Annotated in this window: 20 protein-coding genes; 17 read left to right on the top strand and 3 right to left on the bottom strand. The window is 57.2% G+C overall.

Translation table 11 applies throughout. From position 1 onward, the window contains the following. Positions 1 to 14 precede the first annotated feature (14 nt). The 5 genes from ACIQ0Q_RS02910 (at position 15) to ACIQ0Q_RS02930 (ending at position 5,189) form a co-directional block, all read left to right on the top strand. Entirely contained in the window at positions 15 to 398 is a 384-nt protein-coding gene (locus tag ACIQ0Q_RS02910) for a RidA family protein (RefSeq protein WP_395771446.1), read from the top strand. Between the two features lie 9 nt (positions 399 to 407). After that, complete coding sequence (gene recG, locus ACIQ0Q_RS02915) at positions 408 to 2,498, top strand: ATP-dependent DNA helicase RecG (RefSeq protein ID WP_395771447.1); 2,091 nt, start codon at positions 408 to 410, stop codon at positions 2,496 to 2,498. 9 nt (positions 2,499 to 2,507) lie between these two features. Beyond that, on the top strand, positions 2,508 to 3,446 hold the full coding sequence (locus ACIQ0Q_RS02920; protein ID WP_395771448.1) for a nucleoside hydrolase: 939 nt from the start codon (positions 2,508 to 2,510) through the stop codon (positions 3,444 to 3,446). Between the two features lie 84 nt (positions 3,447 to 3,530). Then, positions 3,531 to 3,773 (top strand): type B 50S ribosomal protein L31, encoded by a 243-nt coding sequence (locus ACIQ0Q_RS02925; protein WP_297799530.1) that lies wholly within the window; start codon positions 3,531 to 3,533, stop codon positions 3,771 to 3,773. A gap of 129 nt (positions 3,774 to 3,902) precedes the next feature. Then, positions 3,903 to 5,189 carry a citrate synthase gene (locus tag ACIQ0Q_RS02930; RefSeq protein ID WP_395771449.1) on the top strand — a complete coding sequence of 429 codons (1,287 nt, stop codon included), beginning with the start codon at positions 3,903 to 3,905 and terminating at the stop codon, positions 5,187 to 5,189. A 64-nt stretch (positions 5,190 to 5,253) separates the two neighbouring features. Here ACIQ0Q_RS02930 and ACIQ0Q_RS02935 read toward each other — a convergent pair whose 3' ends face one another. Further along, positions 5,254 to 7,647 carry a penicillin-binding protein 1A gene (locus ACIQ0Q_RS02935; protein ID WP_395771450.1) on the bottom strand — a complete coding sequence of 798 codons (2,394 nt, stop codon included), beginning with the start codon at positions 7,645 to 7,647 and terminating at the stop codon, positions 5,254 to 5,256. A gap of 197 nt (positions 7,648 to 7,844) precedes the next feature. Between ACIQ0Q_RS02935 and pilM the strand changes: the two genes are divergently transcribed. The 6 genes from pilM to tkt all read left to right on the top strand — a co-directional run bounded on the left by pilM (position 7,845) and on the right by tkt (position 14,874). Further along, positions 7,845 to 8,900, top strand: coding sequence for a type IV pilus assembly protein PilM (gene pilM / locus ACIQ0Q_RS02940; RefSeq protein ID WP_395771451.1), 1,056 nt, complete (start codon positions 7,845 to 7,847; stop codon positions 8,898 to 8,900). Further along, a complete protein-coding gene (locus ACIQ0Q_RS02945; protein WP_395771452.1) occupies positions 8,900 to 9,496 on the top strand; it encodes a PilN domain-containing protein in 597 nt (198 codons plus the stop codon). Before pilM ends, ACIQ0Q_RS02945 begins: the two co-directional genes overlap by 1 nt. Beyond that, positions 9,493 to 10,119, top strand: coding sequence for a type 4a pilus biogenesis protein PilO (locus ACIQ0Q_RS02950; RefSeq protein ID WP_395771453.1), 627 nt, complete (start codon positions 9,493 to 9,495; stop codon positions 10,117 to 10,119). The genes ACIQ0Q_RS02945 and ACIQ0Q_RS02950 overlap by 4 nt, the downstream gene beginning before the upstream one ends. Positions 10,120 to 10,121: 2 nt before the next feature. Beyond that, on the top strand, positions 10,122 to 10,655 hold the full coding sequence (locus ACIQ0Q_RS02955; protein ID WP_395771466.1) for a pilus assembly protein PilP: 534 nt from the start codon (positions 10,122 to 10,124) through the stop codon (positions 10,653 to 10,655). Further along, positions 10,652 to 12,757 (top strand): type IV pilus secretin PilQ, encoded by a 2,106-nt coding sequence (gene pilQ, locus ACIQ0Q_RS02960; protein ID WP_395771454.1) that lies wholly within the window; start codon positions 10,652 to 10,654, stop codon positions 12,755 to 12,757. Before ACIQ0Q_RS02955 ends, pilQ begins: the two co-directional genes overlap by 4 nt. 116 nt (positions 12,758 to 12,873) lie before the next feature. Then, positions 12,874 to 14,874 carry a transketolase gene (gene tkt / locus ACIQ0Q_RS02965; protein ID WP_395771455.1) on the top strand — a complete coding sequence of 667 codons (2,001 nt, stop codon included), beginning with the start codon at positions 12,874 to 12,876 and terminating at the stop codon, positions 14,872 to 14,874. Between the two features lie 25 nt (positions 14,875 to 14,899). Here the strand turns inward: tkt and ACIQ0Q_RS02970 are convergent, their stop codons facing one another. Then, the gene (locus ACIQ0Q_RS02970; RefSeq protein WP_395771456.1) at positions 14,900 to 15,649 is read right to left on the bottom strand and encodes a sulfite exporter TauE/SafE family protein; all 750 of its coding nucleotides are present in this window, start codon (positions 15,647 to 15,649) and stop codon (positions 14,900 to 14,902) included. A 116-nt stretch (positions 15,650 to 15,765) separates the two neighbouring features. Here ACIQ0Q_RS02970 and gap point away from each other — a divergent pair, with 116 nt between their 5' ends. Both gap and ACIQ0Q_RS02980 read left to right on the top strand, forming a co-directional pair. Further along, positions 15,766 to 16,779: a type I glyceraldehyde-3-phosphate dehydrogenase gene (gene gap, locus ACIQ0Q_RS02975; RefSeq protein WP_395771457.1), complete on the top strand. Its 1,014-nt coding sequence runs from the start codon at positions 15,766 to 15,768 to the stop codon at positions 16,777 to 16,779. A gap of 134 nt (positions 16,780 to 16,913) precedes the next feature. Beyond that, positions 16,914 to 17,567: a sulfotransferase family 2 domain-containing protein gene (locus tag ACIQ0Q_RS02980; protein WP_395771458.1), complete on the top strand. Its 654-nt coding sequence runs from the start codon at positions 16,914 to 16,916 to the stop codon at positions 17,565 to 17,567. A gap of 11 nt (positions 17,568 to 17,578) precedes the next feature. Here ACIQ0Q_RS02980 and ACIQ0Q_RS02985 read toward each other — a convergent pair whose 3' ends face one another. Further along, positions 17,579 to 18,535 carry an L-threonylcarbamoyladenylate synthase gene (locus ACIQ0Q_RS02985; protein WP_395771459.1) on the bottom strand — a complete coding sequence of 319 codons (957 nt, stop codon included), beginning with the start codon at positions 18,533 to 18,535 and terminating at the stop codon, positions 17,579 to 17,581. Between the two features lie 213 nt (positions 18,536 to 18,748). Between ACIQ0Q_RS02985 and ACIQ0Q_RS02990 the strand changes: the two genes are divergently transcribed. From ACIQ0Q_RS02990 to ACIQ0Q_RS03005, 4 genes are all read left to right on the top strand, one after another. Beyond that, the gene (locus ACIQ0Q_RS02990) at positions 18,749 to 19,924 is read left to right on the top strand and encodes a phosphoglycerate kinase (protein WP_395771460.1); all 1,176 of its coding nucleotides are present in this window, start codon (positions 18,749 to 18,751) and stop codon (positions 19,922 to 19,924) included. Between the two features lie 152 nt (positions 19,925 to 20,076). Further along, positions 20,077 to 21,546 carry a pyruvate kinase gene (pyk, locus tag ACIQ0Q_RS02995; RefSeq protein ID WP_395771461.1) on the top strand — a complete coding sequence of 490 codons (1,470 nt, stop codon included), beginning with the start codon at positions 20,077 to 20,079 and terminating at the stop codon, positions 21,544 to 21,546. Beyond that, the gene (locus ACIQ0Q_RS03000; RefSeq protein ID WP_395771462.1) at positions 21,547 to 22,062 is read left to right on the top strand and encodes a methylated-DNA--[protein]-cysteine S-methyltransferase; all 516 of its coding nucleotides are present in this window, start codon (positions 21,547 to 21,549) and stop codon (positions 22,060 to 22,062) included. It begins immediately after the preceding gene. Between the two features lie 64 nt (positions 22,063 to 22,126). Then, positions 22,127 to 22,246: class I fructose-bisphosphate aldolase (locus ACIQ0Q_RS03005; protein ID WP_395771467.1), on the top strand; the 120-nt coding region annotated here is incomplete at its 3' end.

Consider the following 22,246-nt stretch of genomic DNA (forward strand, 5'->3'; position numbering starts at 1 on the left):
TCCAGGAAGCACCCATGTCACGTAGCATCATCCAAACCGACAAAGCTCCGGCCGCGATCGGTCCGTATTCCCAGGCCGTGCGCGTCGGCCAGACGGTGTATCTGTCCGGTCAGATTCCATTGCTGCCGGATCTGGGTGTATTGCTTGAAGGCGGTATCGAAGCGCAGACCCATCAGGTCTTCCGCAATCTGACGGCGGTCTGTGCCGCGGCCGGCGGATCGCTCGCTGACATCGTCCGGCTCGGCATTTTCCTGACTGATCTGGACGATTTTTCTGCGGTGAATGCGATCATGGCGGAATACATGCAGGTGCCATATCCGGCGCGCTCCACGGTGCAGGTGTCGGCGTTGCCGCGCGGTGCGCGAGTGGAAATCGATGCCGTGATGGTGCTAGGCTGATTTCCGGCAGTGAAACCTGAATTCGGCGCACAGGCTCGGCAACCGATTTCGGTATTGCATGGGGTCGGCCCGGCCATCGCCCGCAGGTTGCACGAACGCGGCATCGATACTCTGCAGGATCTCTGGCTTCAGTTACCCATTGCCTTCGAGGACCGTACGCAGATTTTCACGTTGGACGCCTTGCAGCTCGGACAGACCGCCCAGGTCGAAGTGCGTGTAGCGGCGGTAGAGCGAGGTTTCCGCTTCCGGCCGATGCTGAAAGTGACCGTGCAGGATGATTCCCTGCGTCAGCTCGGTTTGCGTTTTTTCCATTATTCGTCGAGTCAGGCCAGCCAATTCCAAATCGGCCGGCTGTTGCGCTGTTACGGCCAGGTGCGCCTGGGTGCGAACAGTTTCGAAATGGTGCATCCGAGTTACCGTTTCATTACCGAAGACCAAGCCGGCGTCTGCCGTGATCGTCTTGATCCGGTGTACAGCAACATCGATGGTATCGGCGCCGCCACGCTCGGGAAACTGGTGCGGCAGTCGCTACTGCATCTCCCACCGGAAGCCGATCTCGAGCTGATTCCCCAAGCAATGTTGAATGAAACCGGTCTACCCGGATTCGGTGCCGCGTTGCTGGCTATCCACGAGCCCACACCCAATACCACCTTGACCGAGCTGCGCACGGGCCGGCATCCGGCATTGCAGCGCCTGGCCCTCGAAGAGCTGCTGGCGCATCATCTTAGCCTGCGCAAGCAGCGCCTAGTGGTCAAAGCCAAGGCGGCACGCCGTATCGATCCGCCGCCCTGTGCTGCCGGAGCCTTCCTGCATGCCTTGCCCTATCACTTGACTGCTTCTCAGCAACGGGTGGTCGAGGAAATCCGTACCGATCTGCGCAGCGGACAACCGATGCTGCGTCTGGTGCAGGGCGATGTCGGCAGTGGTAAAACCGTAGTGGCGGCTTTGGCGGCGCTTTCCGCAATCCAGTCCGGTGGCCAGGCTGCACTGATGACGCCGACTGAGCTTCTGGCCGAACAACATGCACGCACCTTCACGGCCTGGATGGCACCGCTGGGCATCGATACAGTGTTCCTTGCTGGTAAGCAGACGGCGGCGGCAAGGCGGCATAATCTCCAGCGAATCGCCGATGGTGCCGGCATGGTGATTGGTACCCATGCGTTGATGCAGGATCACGTGCAATATCGCCGGCTGGATCTTGTCATGGTGGATGAACAACACCGGTTCGGCGTCGACCAACGTCTGAGTCTGCGCGATAAAGGTGAGTCCGATGCCCATTCGCCGCATCAGCTGATTCTGACCGCCACGCCGATTCCAAGGACCTTAGCAATGTCGGCCTATGCCGATCTGGATGTTTCCGTCATCGATGAATTGCCGCCCGGACGGACGCCGGTGCAGACCGTAGCATTGGCCAACAGCCGTCGAGATGAAGTGATTGCCCGTATCCGTGATTATTGCGGACAGGGCAACCAGATTTATTGGGTGTGTACCCTCATCGATGAATCCGAAGACATCCAGGCCCAGTCGGCACAGGCAGCCTACGAACTGATTGCCGGATCCCTTCCAGGTATCGAGGTCGCTCTGCTGCACAGCAAGATTCCGGCTGCCGAGAAAAGTCGCATCATGCGCGAGTTCAAAGACAACCGCATCCAGGTATTGGTCGCCACCACTGTCATCGAAGTTGGCGTGGATGTGCCGAATGCCAGCGTGATGGTGATCGAGAACGCCGAGCGCCTCGGGTTGGCGCAGTTGCACCAACTGCGCGGCCGGGTCGGGCGGGGCTGTACCGCCTCGCACTGTCTCCTGATGTACCAAGCTCCACTTTCATCCATGGCCCGCGAGCGCATCGAGGTGATGCGGCAAACCGATAACGGCTTCCTCATCGCCGAGAAGGATCTGGAGCTGCGTGGTCCGGGCGAATTGCTGGGCACGCGGCAGACCGGCGATACCGGTTACCGCATCGCCGATCTGTCACGTGATGCCAGCCTGTTGCCGGAGGTGCTGCGTCTGGCGGAGCATCTAATGCAGCGGTATCCAGAACAATCTGATCTGCTGGTCGCGCGCTGGATCGGCGCCGCCGCCCGTTTCGCCCACGCCTGAGAGCACGCTATGAACGATTCCATTCCGCTGCTGATTGACACCGACCCCGGCGTCGATGACGCGCTTGCGCTGCTGATGGCTTTCAACAGTCCGCGCCATCACCTGCTGGGTCTTTGCATCACAGCCGGTAATGTCGGACTCGACCATACCGTGGCCAATGCCTTGAAGCTGTCGGAAGTCGCCGGTATCAAGGTGCCGGTTTATCCGGGCTGCGAACGACCGCTGGTCTTTGCAGCCGAAGATGCATCCTACGTCCACGGCCGAGACGGCTTTGGTGATATTGACTATGAGCCGGCACATTTCCAAGCGGAATTAGAACATGCCGCGCTCGCCATTCTGCGGGAATCGCACACGCATGCCGGGAAACTGCTGTTGGTCACTCTGGGACCACTGACCAATCTGGCCTTAGCAGTGCGGCTCGATCCGACATTGCCGTCCCGGATCGGTCGCCTAGTGGTCATGGGTGGTGCGGTCACCGGCAAGGGCAATACCAGCATTGCCGCGGAATTCAATATCGCATTTGATCCCGAAGCGGCTGCCATCGTATTTGAAAGCTTTCCCGACATCATTCTGGTCGACTGGGAGGCAGTACTCCGGCATGGCTTTCGCCACAGTACGTTCGAGGGCTGGCTTGCAGGCGGTAGCCCGCGGGCTGATTTTTACGAGCGGATTTCCCGAAAAACCAGGTTATGGGCCGAGGGCAAGCGGGGCGATCACTGGCACAGCGCCGATGCATTGGCCATGATGGCTGCTTTGCATCCTGAGTATATTATTGAAAAACAAAGATATTTTATACATGTGGAAACTGCTGGCAACCAGTCCCGCGGGGCGACCATGGTGGATTGGCTCGAGCGATCCGGCAGGCCGGCACAGACCGAAATCGTCCTTAAGCTGGACCAGGCACGATTCGAGACCATGATTCAAGATGCTTTAGGCGCACGGGCCTGAATAAAAGTCCAACGCAGATTGCCAGCAAGGGCCGGTTTGGGCTATAATTTTGGTCTTTCTTCACGCACACCCAGTGGGTTCACCATGAAAGCCGATATCCATCCGCAATACAAAGACGTCGTGTTCCAGGACGTGACCTCCAATTTCGCCTTCCTGACCCGTTCGACCCTGTCAAGCAAAGAAACCATCAAATGGGAAGACGGCCAGGAATACCCGCTGCTGAAAGTCGAAATTTCGTCGGCTTCGCATCCGTTCTATACCGGCAAGCAGAAGTTGGTCGATACCAGCGGCCGCGTCGACAAGTTCCGCAAACGCTACGCCAAGTAATTTCTGAAAAACCACCTTCGGGTGGTTTTTTTTCGCCTTTTCGGGCGATGACGCGGTAATCACAGCTGTGCGATAATAATGCGTCCAAGCCAACATGCGCCCTTCGGGCCAATGTCACAGGAGCGAGCCGTGTCCAACAAATCCTTCACCCTGCAAGCCGGCGACAAGACCGTCGAACTTCCGGTGCTTTCTGGCAGCACTGGTGCGGACTGCGTTGATATCGGCAAGCTTTACAAGGAAACCGGCAGCTTCACCTATGATCCGGGCTTCATGTCGACCGCCAGTTGCCGCAGCGCAATCACTTATATCGACGGCGATGCCGGCGTACTGCAATACCGCGGCTATCCGATCGAGCAGCTGGCCAAACACTCCAGTTTCACCGAAGTAAGCTACCTGCTGATGAATGGCGAGCTGCCGGATGCTGGCCAGCTGGCCACGTTCGAGCACGAAGTGACACATCACACCATGATGCATGAGGCATTCCGTACCTTCCTTTACGGATTCCGTCATGATGCCCATCCGATGGCGATGCTGACCGGGATGCTCGGCTCCTTGGCCGCTTTCTATCACAGTGACCTGAACCTTGACGATCCGGAAGAGCGCCGTCTGGCGGCCATCCGCCTGCTGGCTAAAGTGCCGACCATCGCCGCTGCCTGCTATCGCTATTCCATCGGCTGGCCGATTCGCTATCCGAAGAATAATCTCGAGTACGTCGACCGCTTCCTGCACATGATGTTCGAGGTGCCCAGTGAGCCGTTGGTACTCAAGCCGATTGCAGCCAAAGCGCTCGACCTGTTATTCATCCTGCATGCCGATCATGAACAGAACGCCTCGACCTCGACCGTGCGTCTGGTCGGCTCGACCGGTGCAAACCCCTATGCCTGCGTCGCCGCCGGCGTGGCTGCGCTGTGGGGGCCGGCTCATGGTGGTGCCAACGAAGCCGTGCTGACCATGCTCAATGAGATCGGTCGTCCCGAACATGTCGGTAGCGCCATCGCCAAAGCCAAGGACAAGGAGTCCGGCTTCCGACTGATGGGCTTCGGTCACCGCGTCTACAAGAACTTTGATCCGCGCGCCAAAATCATCCGTGAAATGTGCCATGAAGTCTTGAATGAGCTCGGCGTGAACGATCCGTTGCTGGAAGTGGCGATGCGTCTGGAAGAGGCCGCATTGAAGGATGATTACTTCATCCAGCGCAAGCTGTACCCGAACGTCGATTTTTACTCGGGCATCATCTACAAGGCGCTCAACATCCCGACCGAGATGTTCACCGTTATGTTCGCCATCGCACGTACCGCCGGTTGGGTCTCGCACTGGCTCGAGCAGCAGAACGATCCGGAAAACAAGATCGGCCGTCCACGCCAGATCTACACCGGTGTCGTCAACCGCGACTACACCCCGCTGGCCAAGCGCTGATAGTCGCGCAGTGATGAAAAACGCCCCGTAAAGGGGCGTTTTTCATGGGAAACCGAAAGTGGACTCAGAAGATGTCGTAAGCCTGCTCGGTCTGCTGCTGGAAGGATTCGTCGGAGGGAGCCTGCATCATTTCCAGATCGTACTGTTCTTCTTTGAAATAATCGCCGTTCGCCGACTTGATGATTCCTGCTGGCGGATCCATGTTTTTCGGCGGCACCCCATCAAGTGCCACGCGCATGTAGTCGATCCAGATCGGCAGCGCGGCGCGGCCGCCGTATTCGCCATAACCCAGCGGTTTGTAATCGTCTCGACCAACCCAGACCGTGGTCACTAGATTGCCGCCGAAGCCCGAAAACCAGGCATCGCGGTGATCGTTGGTGGAACCGGTCTTACCGCCGATATCGGGTCGGTTCAATACGTTTGCCTCCACTGCCGTACCGCGCCGGACCACGTCCAGCATCATGTCGCTGATCAGAAAGGCGTTGCGCGGATCGATGGTCTGCGGCGCCAAGGCCGTTACCGGCGGGCCGACGAAGGCCGGATCGAACATGCCGGTATTCTGGGCGGTATCGTTTCTGCCGAGACCGTCCGCGCTGAGATCGAAACCATCGACCACCACCGCCTTGCTGACATCTCCGGCCAGGCGTTCCGGACACTGTGCACAGGCCCGTTTCGGATGCGTGTAAGCGAGGACGGTGCCGTCGGTATCGGTGATGCTGCGGATGAAATAGGGATCGACCAGATAGCCGCCGTTGGCGAACACCGTATAGCCGCGTGCCACCGACATCGGCGTCAGCGAGGCGGTGCCCAGTGCCATTGACAGGTTGGCCGGCAGGCTGTCCTTGCTGAAGCCGAAGCGGGTGATGTAATCGCGGGCGTAATTCACGCCGATGCCATCCAGCAGACGGACTGATACCAGATTGCGCGATTGCACCAGTGCTTCTCGCAGCCGAATCGGACCCATGAAGCCGCCGCGGTCGTTCTTCGGGCGCCAGACATTGCCTTTCCGGTCTTTGAATACCACTGGCGCATCCAAAACGATACTTGAGGGTGAATAACCGCGCTCAAAGGATGCAGTGTAAACAAAGGGTTTGAAGCTCGAGCCCGGCTGTCGTTTGGCGCTAGTGGCACGGTTGAAATTGGAAGCCGAATAGGCGAAGCCGCCGACCACCGCACGCAAGGCACCGTCTTCAGGATCCAGTGCTACCAAAGCCGCCTGGGCACGCGGAATCTGGGCGAGGCGCATGGTTTTATTCGTGAGTTCTTGGAGGCGCACCACGTCGCCGGCCTTGACCGCACCTGACAGACTTTTACCCGTGCCATCGGCAGCCGAGGGCCCGAGGCTGAGCGTACGCCCGTCATCCAGCAGGGCTTTCGCCGCGCTCCCATTGACCGACAGCATCAATGCTGCCGGCAGTCCGCTGATACGGGGGCGCTGCCGCAGCGCTTTCAGGAGCTCGCTGTCGGATTGACCGGCAAGAGGAATGGTCGCTTCGGCGCCGCGCCAGCCGTGCCGGCGGTCATATTGCATCAAGCCTTTGCGCACGGCGCTCTGCGCGGCCAGCTGGTCCTTGCTATTGACCGTGGTGGTGACCTTGAAGCCACTGTCAGTGGCTTTATCGCCGTAGCGGCGCACCATTTCGATGCGCACCATCTCCGCCAGATAGGGCGCATGCAATTCGGTGACCTGCTCATGGGCCTTGGCGGTGTTGGATTCGGCCTGCGCCGCACGCATCTCATCCTCGCTGATGAAGCCTTCCTCGGCCATGCGCTGCAGGATATAGTTGCGGCGGATCATCGAACGCTCCGGATTGCTGAGCGGGTTGCCGGAGGAGGGGAATTTCGGGATGCCAGCCAGTGTCGCCGATTCGGCAAGCGTCAGCTCTTCGAGTTTCTTTCCGTAATAGAAGTCAGCCGCTGCTGCAATGCCATAGGCACGGTTGCCGAAGAAGATTTTATTGAGATAAAGGCCGAGGATTTCATCCTTGCTCAATTCACGCTCCATCTTCAGTGCCAGCAGCATTTCCTTGAACTTCCGGAGGTAGCTGTATTCGTTGCTCAGAAAAAAGTTACGCGCTACCTGCTGGGTGATGGTGCTGCCGCCCGGAACGCGTTCGTCACGGGTGGTTGCAGTCAGCCAAACTGCCCGGGCGATGCCACGCCAGTCCAGACCGATGTGTCTATAGAAATGGGCATCTTCAATAGCGATGACGGCGTTCTTGGTTTGCGCGGGAATATCCTCGATGCGGGTCGGGTAACGTCGGTTTTCACCAAACTCCGCAATGAATTTGCCATCGCTGCTGTAAATCGTCATAGGCATCTGCCACTCGATGCGTTTTAATTCTGTGACGTCGGGCAAATTCGGCATGATGCTGTAAAAGGCGATGGTCAGGCCCAGTGCTAGACCAGAAACACTTAAAAAAGTAAAAACAATCAGCCACTTGATGATTTTTAACATGCCATTTACCACAAAAATACCATGATCGGAGGTTCATTGTAGCCTGTCCGGTGGATACCGTGCCGGACAGCCTGAGGCATCCGGGATTTGGGATGATATTCCGTAAAAACTTGCAAAATCCCTGAAATAGCCATATAACAAAGTAGTGTCACGCAATACAATAATAATTGAGTTCTATCGCGTAACTGGAGGGGACTGTGCAATTATTCGGGGAAAAATCAGCACCTTTGATCGGAATTGATATCAGTTCTGCAGCCGTCAGGGTGCTGCAGCTGAGCAAGAACTCGGGTCGCTACCGTGTTGAGCATTACGGCGTCGAACCGCTTCCAGCCAATCCGAGTGGCGACAAGTCCGCGGTGCAGACCGAAGTCATTGGGGCTGCCATTAAGCGCGCCGTCGCCAAGTCCGGTAGCAAATCCAAGCATGCTGCTGTCGCCATTTCCGGGTCTTCGGTTATTACCAAGGTCATTGTCGTGACCGGCGGAGTCGACGAGCAGGCTATGGAAGAGCAGGTCTTTGAGGAAGCCTCAAATCATATTCCCTACCAGATTGAAGAAGTCAGTCTAGATTTTGAAGTGCTCGGACCGATTCCCAATACCGAATCCGTTCAGGTGATGATTGCTGCCGCACGCACTGAAAACGTGGAAGCCCGCCAGGCCGAACTTGAAATTGCCGGGCTTGACGCCAAAGTGGTCGATGTTGAGGTGTTCGCGCTCGAAAACGCATTCAAACTCATTTCCAGCCAGCTTGATATTCCCAACGGCGGTCTGACGGCGGTGGTCGATATCGGCGCTAATCTGACCTCGTTGAACGTGATCAAGGAAGGACGCAGCATTTTCTCCCGTGAACAGGTCTTCGGTGGCAGACAGTTGTCCGAAGAAATCATGCGGCGCTATGGCCTGAGCTTCAGCGAAGCCGGTGCAGCCAAGAAACTTGGTGGTTTGCCAAAAAGCTATGAATCCGACGTGCTCGAGCCCTTCAAGAAAGAGGTTGCCCAGCAGATTTCGCGCTTACTGCAGTTCTTCTATTCCGGCAGTGATTACGCACATGTCGACCAAATCGTCCTGGCTGGAGGTGTTGCTTCTATTTTAGGCCTTGATAAGGCCGTCGAATCGCACATCGGCGTCAGCACCATGACGGCGAATCCGATCGCAAATATGACGGTAAGCCCTCGGGTCCAGGCGCATGCCCTGGCTGCGGATGCGCCGGCATTGCTTTTAGCGTGCGGACTTGCCCTGAGGAGTTTCGACTAATGTCCAAAATCAACCTCTTGCCATGGCGCGAAGATCGTCGAAAATTGCTGCAGCGCCAGTTCAACGGCATGCTGGTTCTGGCTGTCGCGGCTGGCGTGGCGCTAAGCACTCTGATTTATCTCTACTATTCAGGACAGGTCGCCGGACAGAACCAGCGTAACGAACTTCTACGTCAGGAAATCGCAGCAGTCGAAGTCAAAATCAAGGTAATTGAAGGGCTCGACAAGCGCAAGCAAGGCCTGTTGGCGCGAAAGAAGGTCATCGAGGAACTTCAGGGCAAGCGCTATGAAATGGTCAGTCTGCTCACTGAACTAGCTAAAACCATCGCCGATGGCACCCAGATTTCGACTGTCCGTCAAAGTGGCTCCGATCTGGTAATCCAAGGCCGTGCCCAGTCCAATGCACGCGTCAGTAGCTATATTCGAAACATCATGGCGTCGCCGGTCGTTTCCGACCCGGATCTGACCGTGATTGAAGCCCGTGGCAGCGACCGTGCGTTGCCCTATGAATTCATTCTCAATGCCAAGGTGAAAGCACCTGTTCCCGAGGCGGGTCAGAGCAGCGCGGTCGCACCGGCACCTGGGGGTGCGCAATGAAGAATATTAATCTCAGCGACATTGATTTCAAGGCTTCGGGATATTGGCCGAAGGAACTGAAATACGGCGTTTGCTTTTCCCTGGGGTTCCTGGTTCTTTTAGTTGCCTGGTTCTTCATAATTAAGGACAAGCGTGACGAAATGTTGCGATTAGAGTCGGATGAAACCGCATTACGTGCCGATTTTGAAAACAAACAGGCGCGCGCATCCAATCTGGAGCCGATTAAGCAGCAGTTGGTTCAAATGGAACTTATCCTACAGCAGATGCTGCGCCAGTTGCCTAGCAAGAATGAGATGCCTGATTTGATTGTCGATGTATCGCAGCAGGCGCTTGAGAGCGGTATCAGCAATGAGTTGTTTCAGCCGGGTCCTGAAACACTGCGTGAGTTCTACGCCGAGAAGCCGATTTCAATCCGGATGGTGGGAAACTACCACCAGTTCGGCACCTTCATGAGCGGTGTGGCTTCCTTGCCGCGCGTGGTCATCATGACTATGCATGATATATCGTTGAAGCCCCGCGGCACCAACAAAGAACTATTGGAAATGGCTGGCACCATCAAAACCTACCGTTATCTGGATCCGGATGAGCAGGCAGCAGCTCCGCTGGAAGAGGATGGGCCATGATGATATGGATGCGCTATGCCCGTGGGCTTCTGCTTGCGTCCGCATTGCTGACAGTTGCCGCCTGTACCAAGGGTGATTCCGATTTGCGTGAGTGGATCAATGTGGTGAAGAATAGGCCGGCACCTCCGCTGGATCCATTGCCACTGGTGCAGGAACCGCCGGTTGTGGTGTATTCATCGGAAGGTCTACGCGACCCATTTGGCATGCCGCCACTCAACCGTATGTCCAATGCAGGCGGTCCGAGCCCTGACCTCAACCGACGCCGACAGCCGCTCGAAGCCTACACGCTCGATACGCTCAGTATGGTCGGCAGCATCGGTACCGGTCCGGGGCTTTCCGCGCTGGTACTGGCGCCGGATAAAGTGACCTACCGGATTCGTCCGGGGATGTATCTCGGTCAAAGTGACGGTCGCGTGGTCGCAGTTTCGGCCAATCACATCGAATTGGTTGAGCTGGTGCCTGACGGCAACGGCGGTTGGCTTGAAAGACAGGCAGTTATTGCGTTGAAAGAATCAAATAGTGGGGAAAAGAAATGATAAAAATTTTCAACAGCAAACCGCTGGGCTTTGGCTTCAGGTCCGGGTTGCTTCGTACCGCACTCTGCCTTTTGTTCGCACAGACTGCTTGGGCCGATAATATCCTCAAGGATGTTAAAGCAGAAACGCAGGCAGATGGAAAAACAGCCATCACGCTGCAGTTTGCTGAACCTGTCGGGGACATTCAGGCCTTCAGTACTGATAATCCGCCTCGGGTTGCCATTGATCTGCCGGATACCAGTAATGCTTTTGCCCAGCGCAGACTTCAGCTGACAAACGGTATCGCTAAATCGGTGAATACCGTCGAGTCCGGTGGCCGGACCCGCGTCGTAGTCGATCTGGTTAAGAACGCCCAATACCGCACACAGGCCTTTGGTAATACTCTTGTGCTCACGCTCGATTCGAAATCCGCGGTTGGCCATGCCGTTAGAGTTTCCGCCATCGATTTCACGCGTGGCGATAAAGGGTCCGGCCGCATGATTGTTCGTTTCGACGGCGCCAATGCTGTACCGGTCATGAAAGAACAGGGTTCCGAGTTGGTCGTGGACATTGCCAATGCCAAACTTCCAGCAGATCTTCGCCGTCAGATGGATGTGTCCGGCTATGCCACGCCAGTCATGAACATAGATGCCCGTGATATGGGTGGTAAAACTCGTTTGGTGCTAAACACCAAGGGCAAGGCCGACATGATGGCTTATCAGACCGGAAACGAGTATGTTGTCGAAATCACGCCGAGAGCCTCTGCAGTTGGAGCGAAGACTGATCTTGCCCGAACCGGCGCCGTCTCCAGCGGTAAGAAAACCTCTGGCTATGCTGGTCGTCCGGTCACCTTTAACTTTCAGGATGTGCCGGTGCGTACCGTGCTGCAATTGATTGCCGATGAGTCCAATCTCAACATTGTCGCAGCCGATTCGGTCGGCGGAAATTTGACCCTGCGCCTGGTCAATGTGCCGTGGGATCAAGCGCTGGAAATCGTGCTGCGCGCCAAAGGTCTTGATAAGCGAAAGGACGGCAATGTCATCTGGATTGGTCCGCAGCAAGAGCTCGCCTCCTATGAACAGGCCAAGGAAGATGCCCGTATCGCTATCGAAACTCGAGAAGAAACCATCAGTGAGTACATTCAAATCAATTATGGCAACGCCGAGGCTATTGCCAAGCTGTTGACCGAGAATAGCAAATCCGGTGGCGGTACAGGTGTGGGTGCAAGTGCAGGCGCAAGTGTAGGCACAGGCCAACAGCGCGGCTTCCTGTCGCCGCGTGGCAGTGTCAGTTTCGATCCGCGTACCAACACGCTGTTGCTGATTGACATCCCCAAAAAAGTTTCCGAAATCAAGCAACTGCTCTTGATCCTTGACCGTGCGGTCGATCAGGTCATGATTGAGGCCCGCATCGTTGTTGCACAGGATTCCTTTGCCCGTGAACTCGGCGCTAAATTTGGCATTAACGACCGATACGGTATCGATGATACCAATCCGGGCGTGACCCGCGATTCCGGTTTCCAGGTCAATCTGCCGCTGAGTAATCCCGCCGGTATTCTGAATTTCAGCATCCTTGGCGCCAATACTTCCCTGGATATGGAGCTGCAGGCGCTGGAAACCAAAGGCAGGGGCGAAGTCATTTCCAATCCACGTGTAATCACATCTAACCAGAAAGCCGCGGTCATCCGGCAGGGTGATGAAGTCGGCTACGTGACCACTCAGGCCTCCGGTAGCACCACCGTTCCACAGGCCACCGTTGAATTCAAGGAAGTTCTGCTGGAACTGAAAGTCACTCCGACGATTACCCAGGACGGCCGTGTGTTCCTGGATCTAAGTGTCAAAAAAGACGAAATCAAGGATTTTCTATCGACTCCGACAGGTGACGTACCGCAGATTCAGAAGCGTGAAGTCAGTACGGCTGTATTGATTGATGATGGTCAGACCGTGGTCATCGGCGGTGTTTATGAGTTCAAGAATCGTGATGATGTCAGCAAAGTTCCATTTCTGGGCGATATTCCGTTCCTTGGAGCGCTGTTCAAGAAATCCAGCAAGGACATGGAGAAAGCCGAATTGCTGATTTTCGTGACGCCACGCATCTTGAAGCCGGCGCCACGCATCAACTGATCGCTTGCCACACCTTACTCTCGGAAATGGCCGCGAAAGCGGCCATTTTCTTTGCTGGCGAACCGGATAAATCGGCTTTCGGGTAAAATAGTGTATCCCCGCATCCGAGCTGCCCCATGAGCGCATCCCGTACCGAGCTGGCTAACGCCGTCCGATTCCTTGCTATCGATGCCGTGGAAGCGGCTAAATCCGGACATCCAGGCATGCCGATGGGTATGGCCGATATCGCGGAAGTGCTCTGGAACAAGTATTATCGTCACCATCCAGGCAATCCGGAATGGCCTAACCGCGACCGCTTCATACTGTCGAACGGCCATGGTTCGATGCTGCATTACGCGTTGCTGCATCTGTCCGGATATGATCTGCCGATTGACGAGCTGAAACGTTTCCGGCAATTGCATTCGCGAACCGCCGGCCATCCGGAAGCTGCGGAAACGCCCGGCGTGGAAACCACTACCGGGCCACTTGGCCAGGGCTTGGCCAATGCCGTTGGCTTCGCGTTAGCCGAAAAAGTTCTGGCACAGCGATTCAACCGTCCCGGATTCGAAGTGATTGATCACATCACCTGGGTATTCCTTGGCGACGGTTGTTTGATGGAGGGCGTCTCGCATGAAGCTGCTTCATTGGCCGGCACTTGGGGGCTGGGCAAACTGATTTGTTTCTGGGATGACAACAAAATCTCAATTGATGGCAATACCGACGGATGGTTCACCGACGATACCGCTGCCCGCTTCGAAGCCTATGGCTGGCAAGTTATCCGCCATGTCAACGGCCATGATCCGGTGGAAATCGACCAGGCCATCCGTACCGCGCAGGCCGAAACCGGCAAACCGACTTTGATCTGTTGCCGGACCGCGATCGGTTTTGGTTCGCCCAACAAGCAGGGCAAGGAGAGTGCACATGGCGCGCCTTTGGGCAAGGACGAAATCGCGTTGACCCGCGCCGCGCTGAACTGGCCGTACGCACCGTTCGAGATTCCTGCTGATGTTTATGACGGTTGGCGTGCGCTGGATGCCGGAATCGAGCGCGAAGCCGCTTGGAATGCTTTGTTCCAGGCCTATGCCAGCGCACATCCGGAAGCGGCCTCCGAGTTGCAACGTCGTCTGTCCGGAGCGCTGCCGGAAAACTTCGGCGAAGCCGCAGCCGACTATATCGCCAAGCTGCAGTCCGAGGGCCCGGTAGTAGCTTCGCGCAAGGCTTCCCAGATGGCCATCGAAACCTTTGCGCCGCTGTTGCCGGAACTGATCGGCGGTTCCGCCGATTTGGCGCACTCCAACCTGACCTTGTGGAAAGGCTCAAAGTCGGTCGCCGGCTCCGATGCCGATGCCAATTACGTGTATTACGGCGTGCGCGAATTCGGCATGAGCGCCATCGCCAACGGTATGGCGCTGCACGGCGGGTTTATTCCTTACGATGCGACCTTTCTGGTGTTCTCCGACTATTCGCGCAACGCGTTGCGCATGTCGGCATTGATTCCGGCCAATGTCATTCATGTGTTCACCCATGACTCCATCGGGCTTGGCGAAGACGGCCCGACCCATCAGCCGATCGAGCACATGGCTTCGCTGCGTTACATTCCCAACAACGATGTCTGGCGCCCCTGTGACGCCGTCGAATCGGCGGTGTCCTGGGCCGAAGCGATCAAGCGCCGTACTGGTCCGAGCTGTCTGATTTTCAGCCGGCAGAATCTGGCACACCAGTTGCGCAGTTCGCAGCAGGTCGCCGATATCGCGCGCGGTGCTTATGTCCTGTTTGAATCCAAGCCCGGCTTCTGCGATGTCATTCTGGTTGCTACCGGTTCGGAAGTGGAGTTGGCCGTTCAGGCCGCGAAGCAGCTGGCTGAGAAAGGCGTGGCCGTGCGTGTGGTGTCGATGCCGAGTACCACCGTGTTCGATCGTCAGGACGCCGCTTACCGCGAATCGGTGTTGCCATCCGCCTGCAAACGCCGTGTGGCTGTTGAAGCCGGTACGCGTGATTTCTGGTACAAATACGTGGGCCTGGAGGGTGCCGTCATCGGCATGAACTCCTTCGGCGCTTCGGCACCGGCAGACCAGCTGTATGTGCACTTCGGCATTACCGTGGATGCGGTGGTTTCGGCTGTTGAACATCTGAAGTGATGCGCGGATTGCATGTGTCCTGCAACTAGCTGAGCAGCAGTTTTCCGGCCGCTATCGCCAACACCACCGCCAGACTTTTGCGAAGCCGTTGTGCGGGCCAACGGTGAATACCGAGCTGTGTGCCGAGCACCGCGCCCAACGCAACTGCCATCAACCACAACGGCAATGCTTCTGGAAAGCTCTGATTGCTGCGTAACAGTCCGAGTATGGCCGCCAGCGAGTTCAGCCAGACGAAGGCGACCGACAGTCCGGAGGCCTCGCGCGTGTGCGCCCAGCCCATGGCCAGGATCAGCGGCGTCAGGAAGATCGCACCGCCGGTGCCGGTAATGCCTGATAGACTGCCGATGGCTGCACCAGCGGCCAGTGCGGCAGGCCATGGCACCGGTTTCGAGGACATGGATTCCCCAGTCTGCGCCAACTGCTGGCCGCTGCGCCAGGCGCCGATGGCGGCGGTCAGGAGTAGGGCGCCCAACAGCAGGCTATAGGTTTCCTTGGGAACTTTCCATTGCGCCGCCAGGAAAGCCATCGGAATCGAGGCCAGCACGAAGGGCAGTACTTTCCGCCAGGGCACCAGGCCGGCCCAGTGGAAGCGCCATAGACCAATACCGCCGACTAAAATATTCAGTGCCAACGCGGTCGGTCGCATCTGCTCCGGGGCAAAGCCTAGCAGTGTCATCGCGGCCAGATAGCCGCTGGCACCGGCATGACCCACCGAGGAGTACAGGGCGGCGACCAGAAAGAACAGGCCGGCGAGGGCGAGGATGTCTAAATCCATGGCATACCCAAGGAGATGCAGTCAGCTGCCATGATACGGCATCCCCCGTTTGCCTAGCCCAGTGCTCTTGCAAACTTTGCTAAAATAGCGCTTTCACCGCCCTTCGGGAGTCTGTAATGACCATCAAAGTCGCCATCAACGGCTATGGCCGCATCGGCCGCAATGTAATGCGCGCCCTCTATGAATCCGGCCGTACGAATGAAATCCAGGTGGTCGCCATCAACGATCTGGGCGATGCTGAAACCAATGCCCATCTGACCCAGTACGACACCGCCCATGGCAAGTTCCCGGGTACGGTCACCGCCGAAAGCGGCGATCTGATTGTCAACGGCGACCGCATCAAGGTCTATGCTGTGCGTAACCCGGCCGAAATTCCGTGGGGTGCGCACGATGTCGACGTGGTCCTGGAATGCACCGGACTGTTCACGTCCAAAGCCAAGGCCTCGGCGCATCTGGCCGGCGGTGCCAAGAAAGTCATCATTTCCGCTCCGGGCGACAAAGACGTCGACGGCACCTTCGTTTACGGCGTCAACCACCAGCTGCTGAAGGCCGAGCATACCGTCATCTCCAACGCGTCCTGCACCACCAACTGCCTCGCGCCGCTGGCCATGGCATTGCATGAGAAAATCGGCATCGTGCACGGCCTGATGACCACCATCCATGCCTACACCAATGACCAGGTGCTGACCGACGTGTTCCACAGCGACCTGCGCCGCGCCCGTAGCGCCACCATGAGCCAGATTCCGACCAAGACCGGTGCCGCTGCCGCAGTCGGCCTGGTGCTGCCGGAACTCAATGGCAAACTGACCGGGTTCTCGATGCGTGTTCCGACCATTAACGTATCGGTCGTCGATCTGTCATTCGTCGCTGCCCGCGAAACCACCAAGGAAGAAATCGATGCGGTGCTGAAGGCCGCTTCCGAGGGTCCGCTCAAGAATATCCTCGGTTACAACAGCAAGCCGCTGGTGTCGATCGACTTCAACCACAATCCGAACAGCTCGGTCTATGACAGCACCCTGACCCAGGTCATGGGCGGTACGCTGGTCAAGGTCTGCTCCTGGTACGACAACGAGTGGGGCTTCTCCAACCGCATGCTAGATATGACGGTCGCCCTGATGAATGCCAAGTAAGCACAATAAGACGAAGCAAGAAAAAGCCCGCGATTGCGGGCTTTTTCATATTGAAATGAATTGATTGTGGTGGGGTGTGCTAAATTGCTACTTATTGCTAATCTAGTTATAAGGTGTCAACAGAGAGCTAAAAAATGAAGTTTCCATTCATCGAAAAATTCAAAAATAGAATCGGGTTGCACTTTAATTCCCCATTACGCAAAGGTCCGAAACGGGAGTTCATTTTCATTCACATTAATAAGACCGCTGGTACCAGTATCGTCAGTTATACCGGAAAGCCTTTTAGGAAGCACCTAACGGCAAAGGAAGTTATCGATGTCATTGGAAATGAAAAGTGGAATGCCGCCTACAAGTTTACGGTTGTTCGGAACCCGTGGGATAAAATGTTCTCGCACTACAAACATAATATAAAGACTAAGCCTAAGACAATGATGAAAAATGGCGGAGTTGAGTTTATTTCATTTTCCGAGTGGTTAAAGTTTACATTAGGGCCGGATAAGGATAAGAAATTCTATAATCGCCCTCAGCATTTTTTGCCTCAGGTTGAATGGCTGAAAGATTACAATGGCCAAATCAAGATGGATAAAATAATCCATTTTGAAAATTTGGCGCACGAATATAAGTCAGTAGCAGATGATTTAGGGTTTCCTGAAGAACTTCCGCATTTGAATTCAACTTTAGCATCCACATACCATAAATTTTATGATGACTTCAGTGCGAAGTTAGTGGCAGATTGGTTTCAGGAGGACTTGAAGGAATTCGGCTACAGTTTTGATAGTCAACCGTAAGACTTTCAACGTTAACTGCCGGCGCCAGCTAGGGCGCGTTTGATGCGGTCATTCACCGCCAACCAGTCCGGTCCGGACGGGGGTTGTTCGATCAAAATGCAAGTGGCGTTTTGTGCGTCCAGTTGACGCAGGGCGGCATACAGACCTTGGGCATAGAGATCGGCATCAGCCGGCAGACTGAGCCCTTCCGTGCCGGCCGGAAGGGCTGTCAATGCCAGCAACAGGCAACGAGGACGGGTATCTTTGGCTTGGGTCAGGGCTTCGCGCGTCAACATACGCATCGGCGTGCGAGGTGCATAGTGCGCGTCCAGGCTACCTGAAACCCGTGGGCTGGTGTTGCCGATTTCGTTTTTAAGTTCGGGTAGAAATGGCAGCAATTGCGCATGCCGTATGTGGCCTTCACGCAGAATGCGTGGCGGACTCTGGCTCAGATCGATGATAGTGCTTTCGATGCCGATAGTGCAGGGACCGCCATCGAGGATTGACGGAGTATCCGCAGCGAACTCCGCCCTGACATGCGCGGCCGTGGTGGGGGATATGCGTCCGAAGCGATTGGCCGAGGGTGCGGCCAGGCCGCCGCTGAAGGCCGTCAGCAATGCAAGTGTCAGCGGGTGGTCCGGACATCGCAGGCCGACCGTATCCTGGCCACCGGTCACCACATCCGGCACGTCCGCACGTTTTTTCAGGATCAAGGTCAGTGGGCCGGGCCAGAAGGCGGCAGCCAGTTTGCGCGCGGCTTCGGGAATGGCCGTGGCCCAGTCATCGAGCTGGTCGGCGTCTGCGATATGTACGATCAGGGGGTGATCCGCGGGTCGGCCTTTCAGGGCAAAGATTCGCGCAACGGCATCGACATTGCGGGCATCGGCGGCCAGCCCGTAAACGGTTTCGGTCGGAATCGCTAAGAGGCCGCCGCCCTGGAGCAGATCGACGGCTTCGGCAATCGTTGGTGACGACGGGTTGTCTGGCATGCGAAGGACCCAGGGGTTCGGGCTATTTTCGCATACATAGCGTGGCCCGACACCCTGATAGCAGCGGATTAAATCCCGGTCGAAAAGGGAGGCTTGGCTTATGTCCGATATCCTAAATGCTCCCGCTCTAACAGGCTTTGATTCAAGTCAAAGGATTGGGAAATGCCCTGAAAAATGCGAGAATAGCTTTTATATTCAACAGGAAGCTAAGCCATGTCCGTACTCCGGATGACTGACCTCGATTTGTGCGGCAAACGCGTGTTGATCCGTGAAGACCTCAATGTTCCGGTGAAAGAGGGGCGGATTACTTCCGAGCAGCGGATCAAAGCCGCATTACCGACCCTGCGCTTGGCCTTGGAGCAAGGTGCGGCGGTGATGGTGACCTCGCACCTGGGCCGACCTCTGGAAGGCGTCTGGTCGGAAGCCGATTCATTGGCGCCGGTGGCGGCACGTCTGTCGGAACTGCTCGGCCTGCCGGTGCCCCTCAAGCGTGACTGGCTGGATGGCGTGGAGGTCCAGCCGGGACAGCTGGTGCTGTTGGAAAACTGCCGGATGAATGTCGGTGAAGGTGCCGATGATGCGGTCTTGTCCCAGAAGATGGCCGATTTGTGCGATGTGTATGTCATGGATGCCTTCGGAACCGCGCATCGCGCACAGGCCAGTACCCATGGTGCGATCCGTGCCGCGAAAATCGCCTGCGGCGGTCCGCTGCTGATGGCGGAGCTGGATGCCCTGGCCAAAGCCCTGCAGGCGCCGCAGCGGCCCTTGCTGGCCATCGTCGCCGGCTCCAAGGTCTCGACCAAGTTGGCCCTGCTGGCCAATCTGGTCGGCAAGGTCGATCAACTCATCGTCGGTGGCGGCATCGCCAATACCTTCATGGCCGCGGTCGGTCTGCCGGTTGGTAAATCCCTTTGCGAACCGGATCTGCTGGACACGGCCAAGGCCATTCTGGCCGATGCCAAGGCCCGTGGTGCCGACATCCCAATTCCCTCCGACGTGGTTGTCGCTAAAACTTTCGCAGCCGATGCTAAGGCTACGGTGAAAGCCGTCGCGGACGTGGCGGCGGACGACCTAATTCTGGACATCGGGCCGGACACGGCGGCGGGTTATGCGGTCCTGATTGAAAAGGCTGGGACCGTCATCTGGAATGGCCCGGTCGGCGTGTTTGAATTCGACGCCTTCGCCAAAGGCACCGAAACCCTGGCGCTGGCCATCGCACGCTCCAAGGCTTTCTCGATTGCCGGCGGCGGGGATACGCTGGCAGCCGTCGATAAGTTCGGCATCGAGGCTGATGTCGGATACATTTCAACCGGCGGCGGCGCTTTCCTCGAGTTCTGCGAAGGCAAACCGCTTCCGGCAATCACGGCATTGCTCGAACGCGGCGCATGAGCGCTCGTCCCCTCGCGCGGCGCAAACGTATGCAGATGCCTTCCCGAAGCGTGCCGGGTCAAACTGTGTCAAGCTTGAACGGCTTTCCTCAAGCCCTGCCACTGCGCCGCCACTGAATCCGCATCGCCACCCCGAAACGAGAACCAAGCCCGATGACCGCCACCAATTTCCGACGCACCAAAATCCTCGCCACGCTCGGCCCGGCGACCGATCAGCCCGGCGTTCTGGCGCAGATCATCGAAGCCGGCGTCAACGTGGTGCGCATGAACTTTTCGCACGGCACCGCCGAACAGCATGCCGAGCGGGTGACCCGCGTGCGCGAGATTGCCGCCAGTCTCGGTCGGGAAGTCGGTATTCTGGCCGATCTGCAAGGTCCCAAGATCCGCATCGAAAAATTCGCCCAGGACAAGGTCCATCTGGTTAACGGTAGCGAATTCCGCCTGGTCTGCCGCGCGGATGCGCCGCTGGGCGACGAAACCCAGGTCGGTGTCAGTTACCTCGGTCTGGTCAAGGATGTCATGCCCGGCGACACCCTGCTGCTGGACGACGGACTGGTCGCGCTGATGGTGAAGACCCTCGACGGCGACACCATCGTCACCGAAGTGTTGGCCGGTGGCGCGCTGTCCAACCGCAAAGGCTTGAACCGTCTCGGCGGCGGGCTTTCGCTCGATGCCCTGTCCGAACAGGACAAGGAACACATCGCCATCGCCGCCAAACTCGATGTCGATTTCCTGGCGGTCTCATTCTGTCGCAGCGCGGCCGATATCGAATTGGCCCGCTCGATTGCGCTCAGTCACGGATCCTATGCCCACATCGTGGCCAAAATCGAACGTGCCGAAGCCATCGAGCGCTTGGTGGAAATCACCCAGGCCAGTGATGTGGTCATGGTCGCCCGCGGCGATTTGGGCGTGGAGATCGGCGATGCCGAGCTGCCCGGCCTGCAGAAGCTGATCATCAAGACTGCGCTGGAATGCAACAAGGTGGTGATCACCGCGACCCAGATGCTGCAATCGATGGTTGATAATCCGATACCGACGCGTGCCGAAGTGCTGGACGTCGCCAATTCAGTCATCGACGGCACTGATGCCGTCATGCTGTCCGCCGAGACCGCCTCCGGTGCCTACCCGGTCAAGGCCGTGGAAGCGATGAACCGGATCTGCCTCGGCGCCGAGCGCCAGTTCAAGCACGACACCGACTTCGAAGCGGCGCCGCGCGATCTCGAGCGCGTCGATCAGGCCATTGCGATGTCGGCCATGTTCATCGCCGAGCATATCCAGTTGCGCGGCATCATCGCCCTGACCGAATCCGGCGGCACTGCGCGCTATCTGTCGCGTTTCCGCGCCAATGTGCCGCTGTTCGGGCTGTCGCGTTTCGGCTACGCCCGCCGGCGCATGGCCTTGATGCGCGATGTCGCACCGGTCAACTTCGATTCCGAAGGCCAGTCCATGCGGGTCGCTGCCCGCAAAGCCATTAAACAACTGTTTGATCTGGGCTATCTGGCGGTCGGTGACCGCGTTCTGATCACCAGCGGCGACCACATGGAGCAGCACGGTGCCACCAACACCCTGCGCCTTCTGGCGGTGGGCGAGGGTGGCAGAACCGAGGGCCTGGGGGATTTGTAAATGTCAATTTACATCCAATATTTAAAAACGCCCTATGGCGAGTTGGTTCTGGGTTCCTTCGACGAGCAACTTTGCCTGTGCGATTGGCGCTACCGGAAAATGCGCAGCACAGTAGATGGACGAATTGCGCGTGGCTTAAACGCCGAGTTCATCGAGGGCGAGACGGCTGTACTTTCTGAAACCAAGCGGCAGTTGGACGAATATTTCCGAGCGGAACGAAAACGCTTCGAGCTGCCTTTGTTGCTGGTCGGTAGCGATTTCCAGAAACGCGTTTGGGATGCATTACTGGGCGTAGCGTATGGTGAAACCAGCAGTTACCTCGGTCTTGCCGAGAAGGTGGGCAACAAGAGCGCGGTCAGGGCGGTGGCCAGTGCCAATGGTGCGAATGCCATTTCAATAATCGTTCCCTGCCATCGAATTATCGGCAGCAAGGGTGAGCTAGTGGGCTACGCGGGCGGCTTGAGAGCCAAAGAAAGACTGCTGGCTTTGGAATGCGGCTTGTTTGCCTTGGTCTAGCCGTTGGGCAGTCTGTGGTCATGGGTTATAATATGGTCACCCCAACCACCCCCGGATCGCCCTCATGAGCATCGACCAACTCCCCGAAATCGCCCAAGCCATGGTTGTCCGCGGCAAAGGCATCATCGCCATTGACGAGTCCAACGCCACCATCAAGAAGCGTTTCGATACCGTGGGGGTGGAA

Origin of the sequence: Arenimonas sp., assembly GCF_044348765.1 — a bacterium.
Taxonomy (GTDB): Bacteria; Pseudomonadota; Gammaproteobacteria; order Xanthomonadales; family Xanthomonadaceae; genus Arenimonas.

Coding starts and splice junctions, on each gene's coding strand:
- ACIQ0Q_RS02910 (WP_395771446.1), top strand. CDS start 15: ATGTCACGTAGCATCATCCAAACCGACAAAGCTCCGGCCGCGATCGGT.
- ACIQ0Q_RS02920 (WP_395771448.1), top strand. CDS start 2,508: ATGAACGATTCCATTCCGCTGCTGATTGACACCGACCCCGGCGTCGAT.
- ACIQ0Q_RS02925 (WP_297799530.1), top strand. CDS start 3,531: ATGAAAGCCGATATCCATCCGCAATACAAAGACGTCGTGTTCCAGGAC.
- ACIQ0Q_RS02935 (WP_395771450.1), bottom strand. CDS start 7,647: ATGTTAAAAATCATCAAGTGGCTGATTGTTTTTACTTTTTTAAGTGTT.
- ACIQ0Q_RS02945 (WP_395771452.1), top strand. CDS start 8,900: ATGTCCAAAATCAACCTCTTGCCATGGCGCGAAGATCGTCGAAAATTG.
- ACIQ0Q_RS02950 (WP_395771453.1), top strand. CDS start 9,493: ATGAAGAATATTAATCTCAGCGACATTGATTTCAAGGCTTCGGGATAT.
- pilQ (WP_395771454.1), top strand. CDS start 10,652: ATGATAAAAATTTTCAACAGCAAACCGCTGGGCTTTGGCTTCAGGTCC.
- tkt (WP_395771455.1), top strand. CDS start 12,874: ATGAGCGCATCCCGTACCGAGCTGGCTAACGCCGTCCGATTCCTTGCT.
- ACIQ0Q_RS02970 (WP_395771456.1), bottom strand. CDS start 15,649: ATGGATTTAGACATCCTCGCCCTCGCCGGCCTGTTCTTTCTGGTCGCC.
- gap (WP_395771457.1), top strand. CDS start 15,766: ATGACCATCAAAGTCGCCATCAACGGCTATGGCCGCATCGGCCGCAAT.
- ACIQ0Q_RS02980 (WP_395771458.1), top strand. CDS start 16,914: ATGAAGTTTCCATTCATCGAAAAATTCAAAAATAGAATCGGGTTGCAC.
- ACIQ0Q_RS02985 (WP_395771459.1), bottom strand. CDS start 18,535: ATGCCAGACAACCCGTCGTCACCAACGATTGCCGAAGCCGTCGATCTG.
- ACIQ0Q_RS02990 (WP_395771460.1), top strand. CDS start 18,749: ATGTCCGTACTCCGGATGACTGACCTCGATTTGTGCGGCAAACGCGTG.
- pyk (WP_395771461.1), top strand. CDS start 20,077: ATGACCGCCACCAATTTCCGACGCACCAAAATCCTCGCCACGCTCGGC.
- ACIQ0Q_RS03000 (WP_395771462.1), top strand. CDS start 21,547: ATGTCAATTTACATCCAATATTTAAAAACGCCCTATGGCGAGTTGGTT.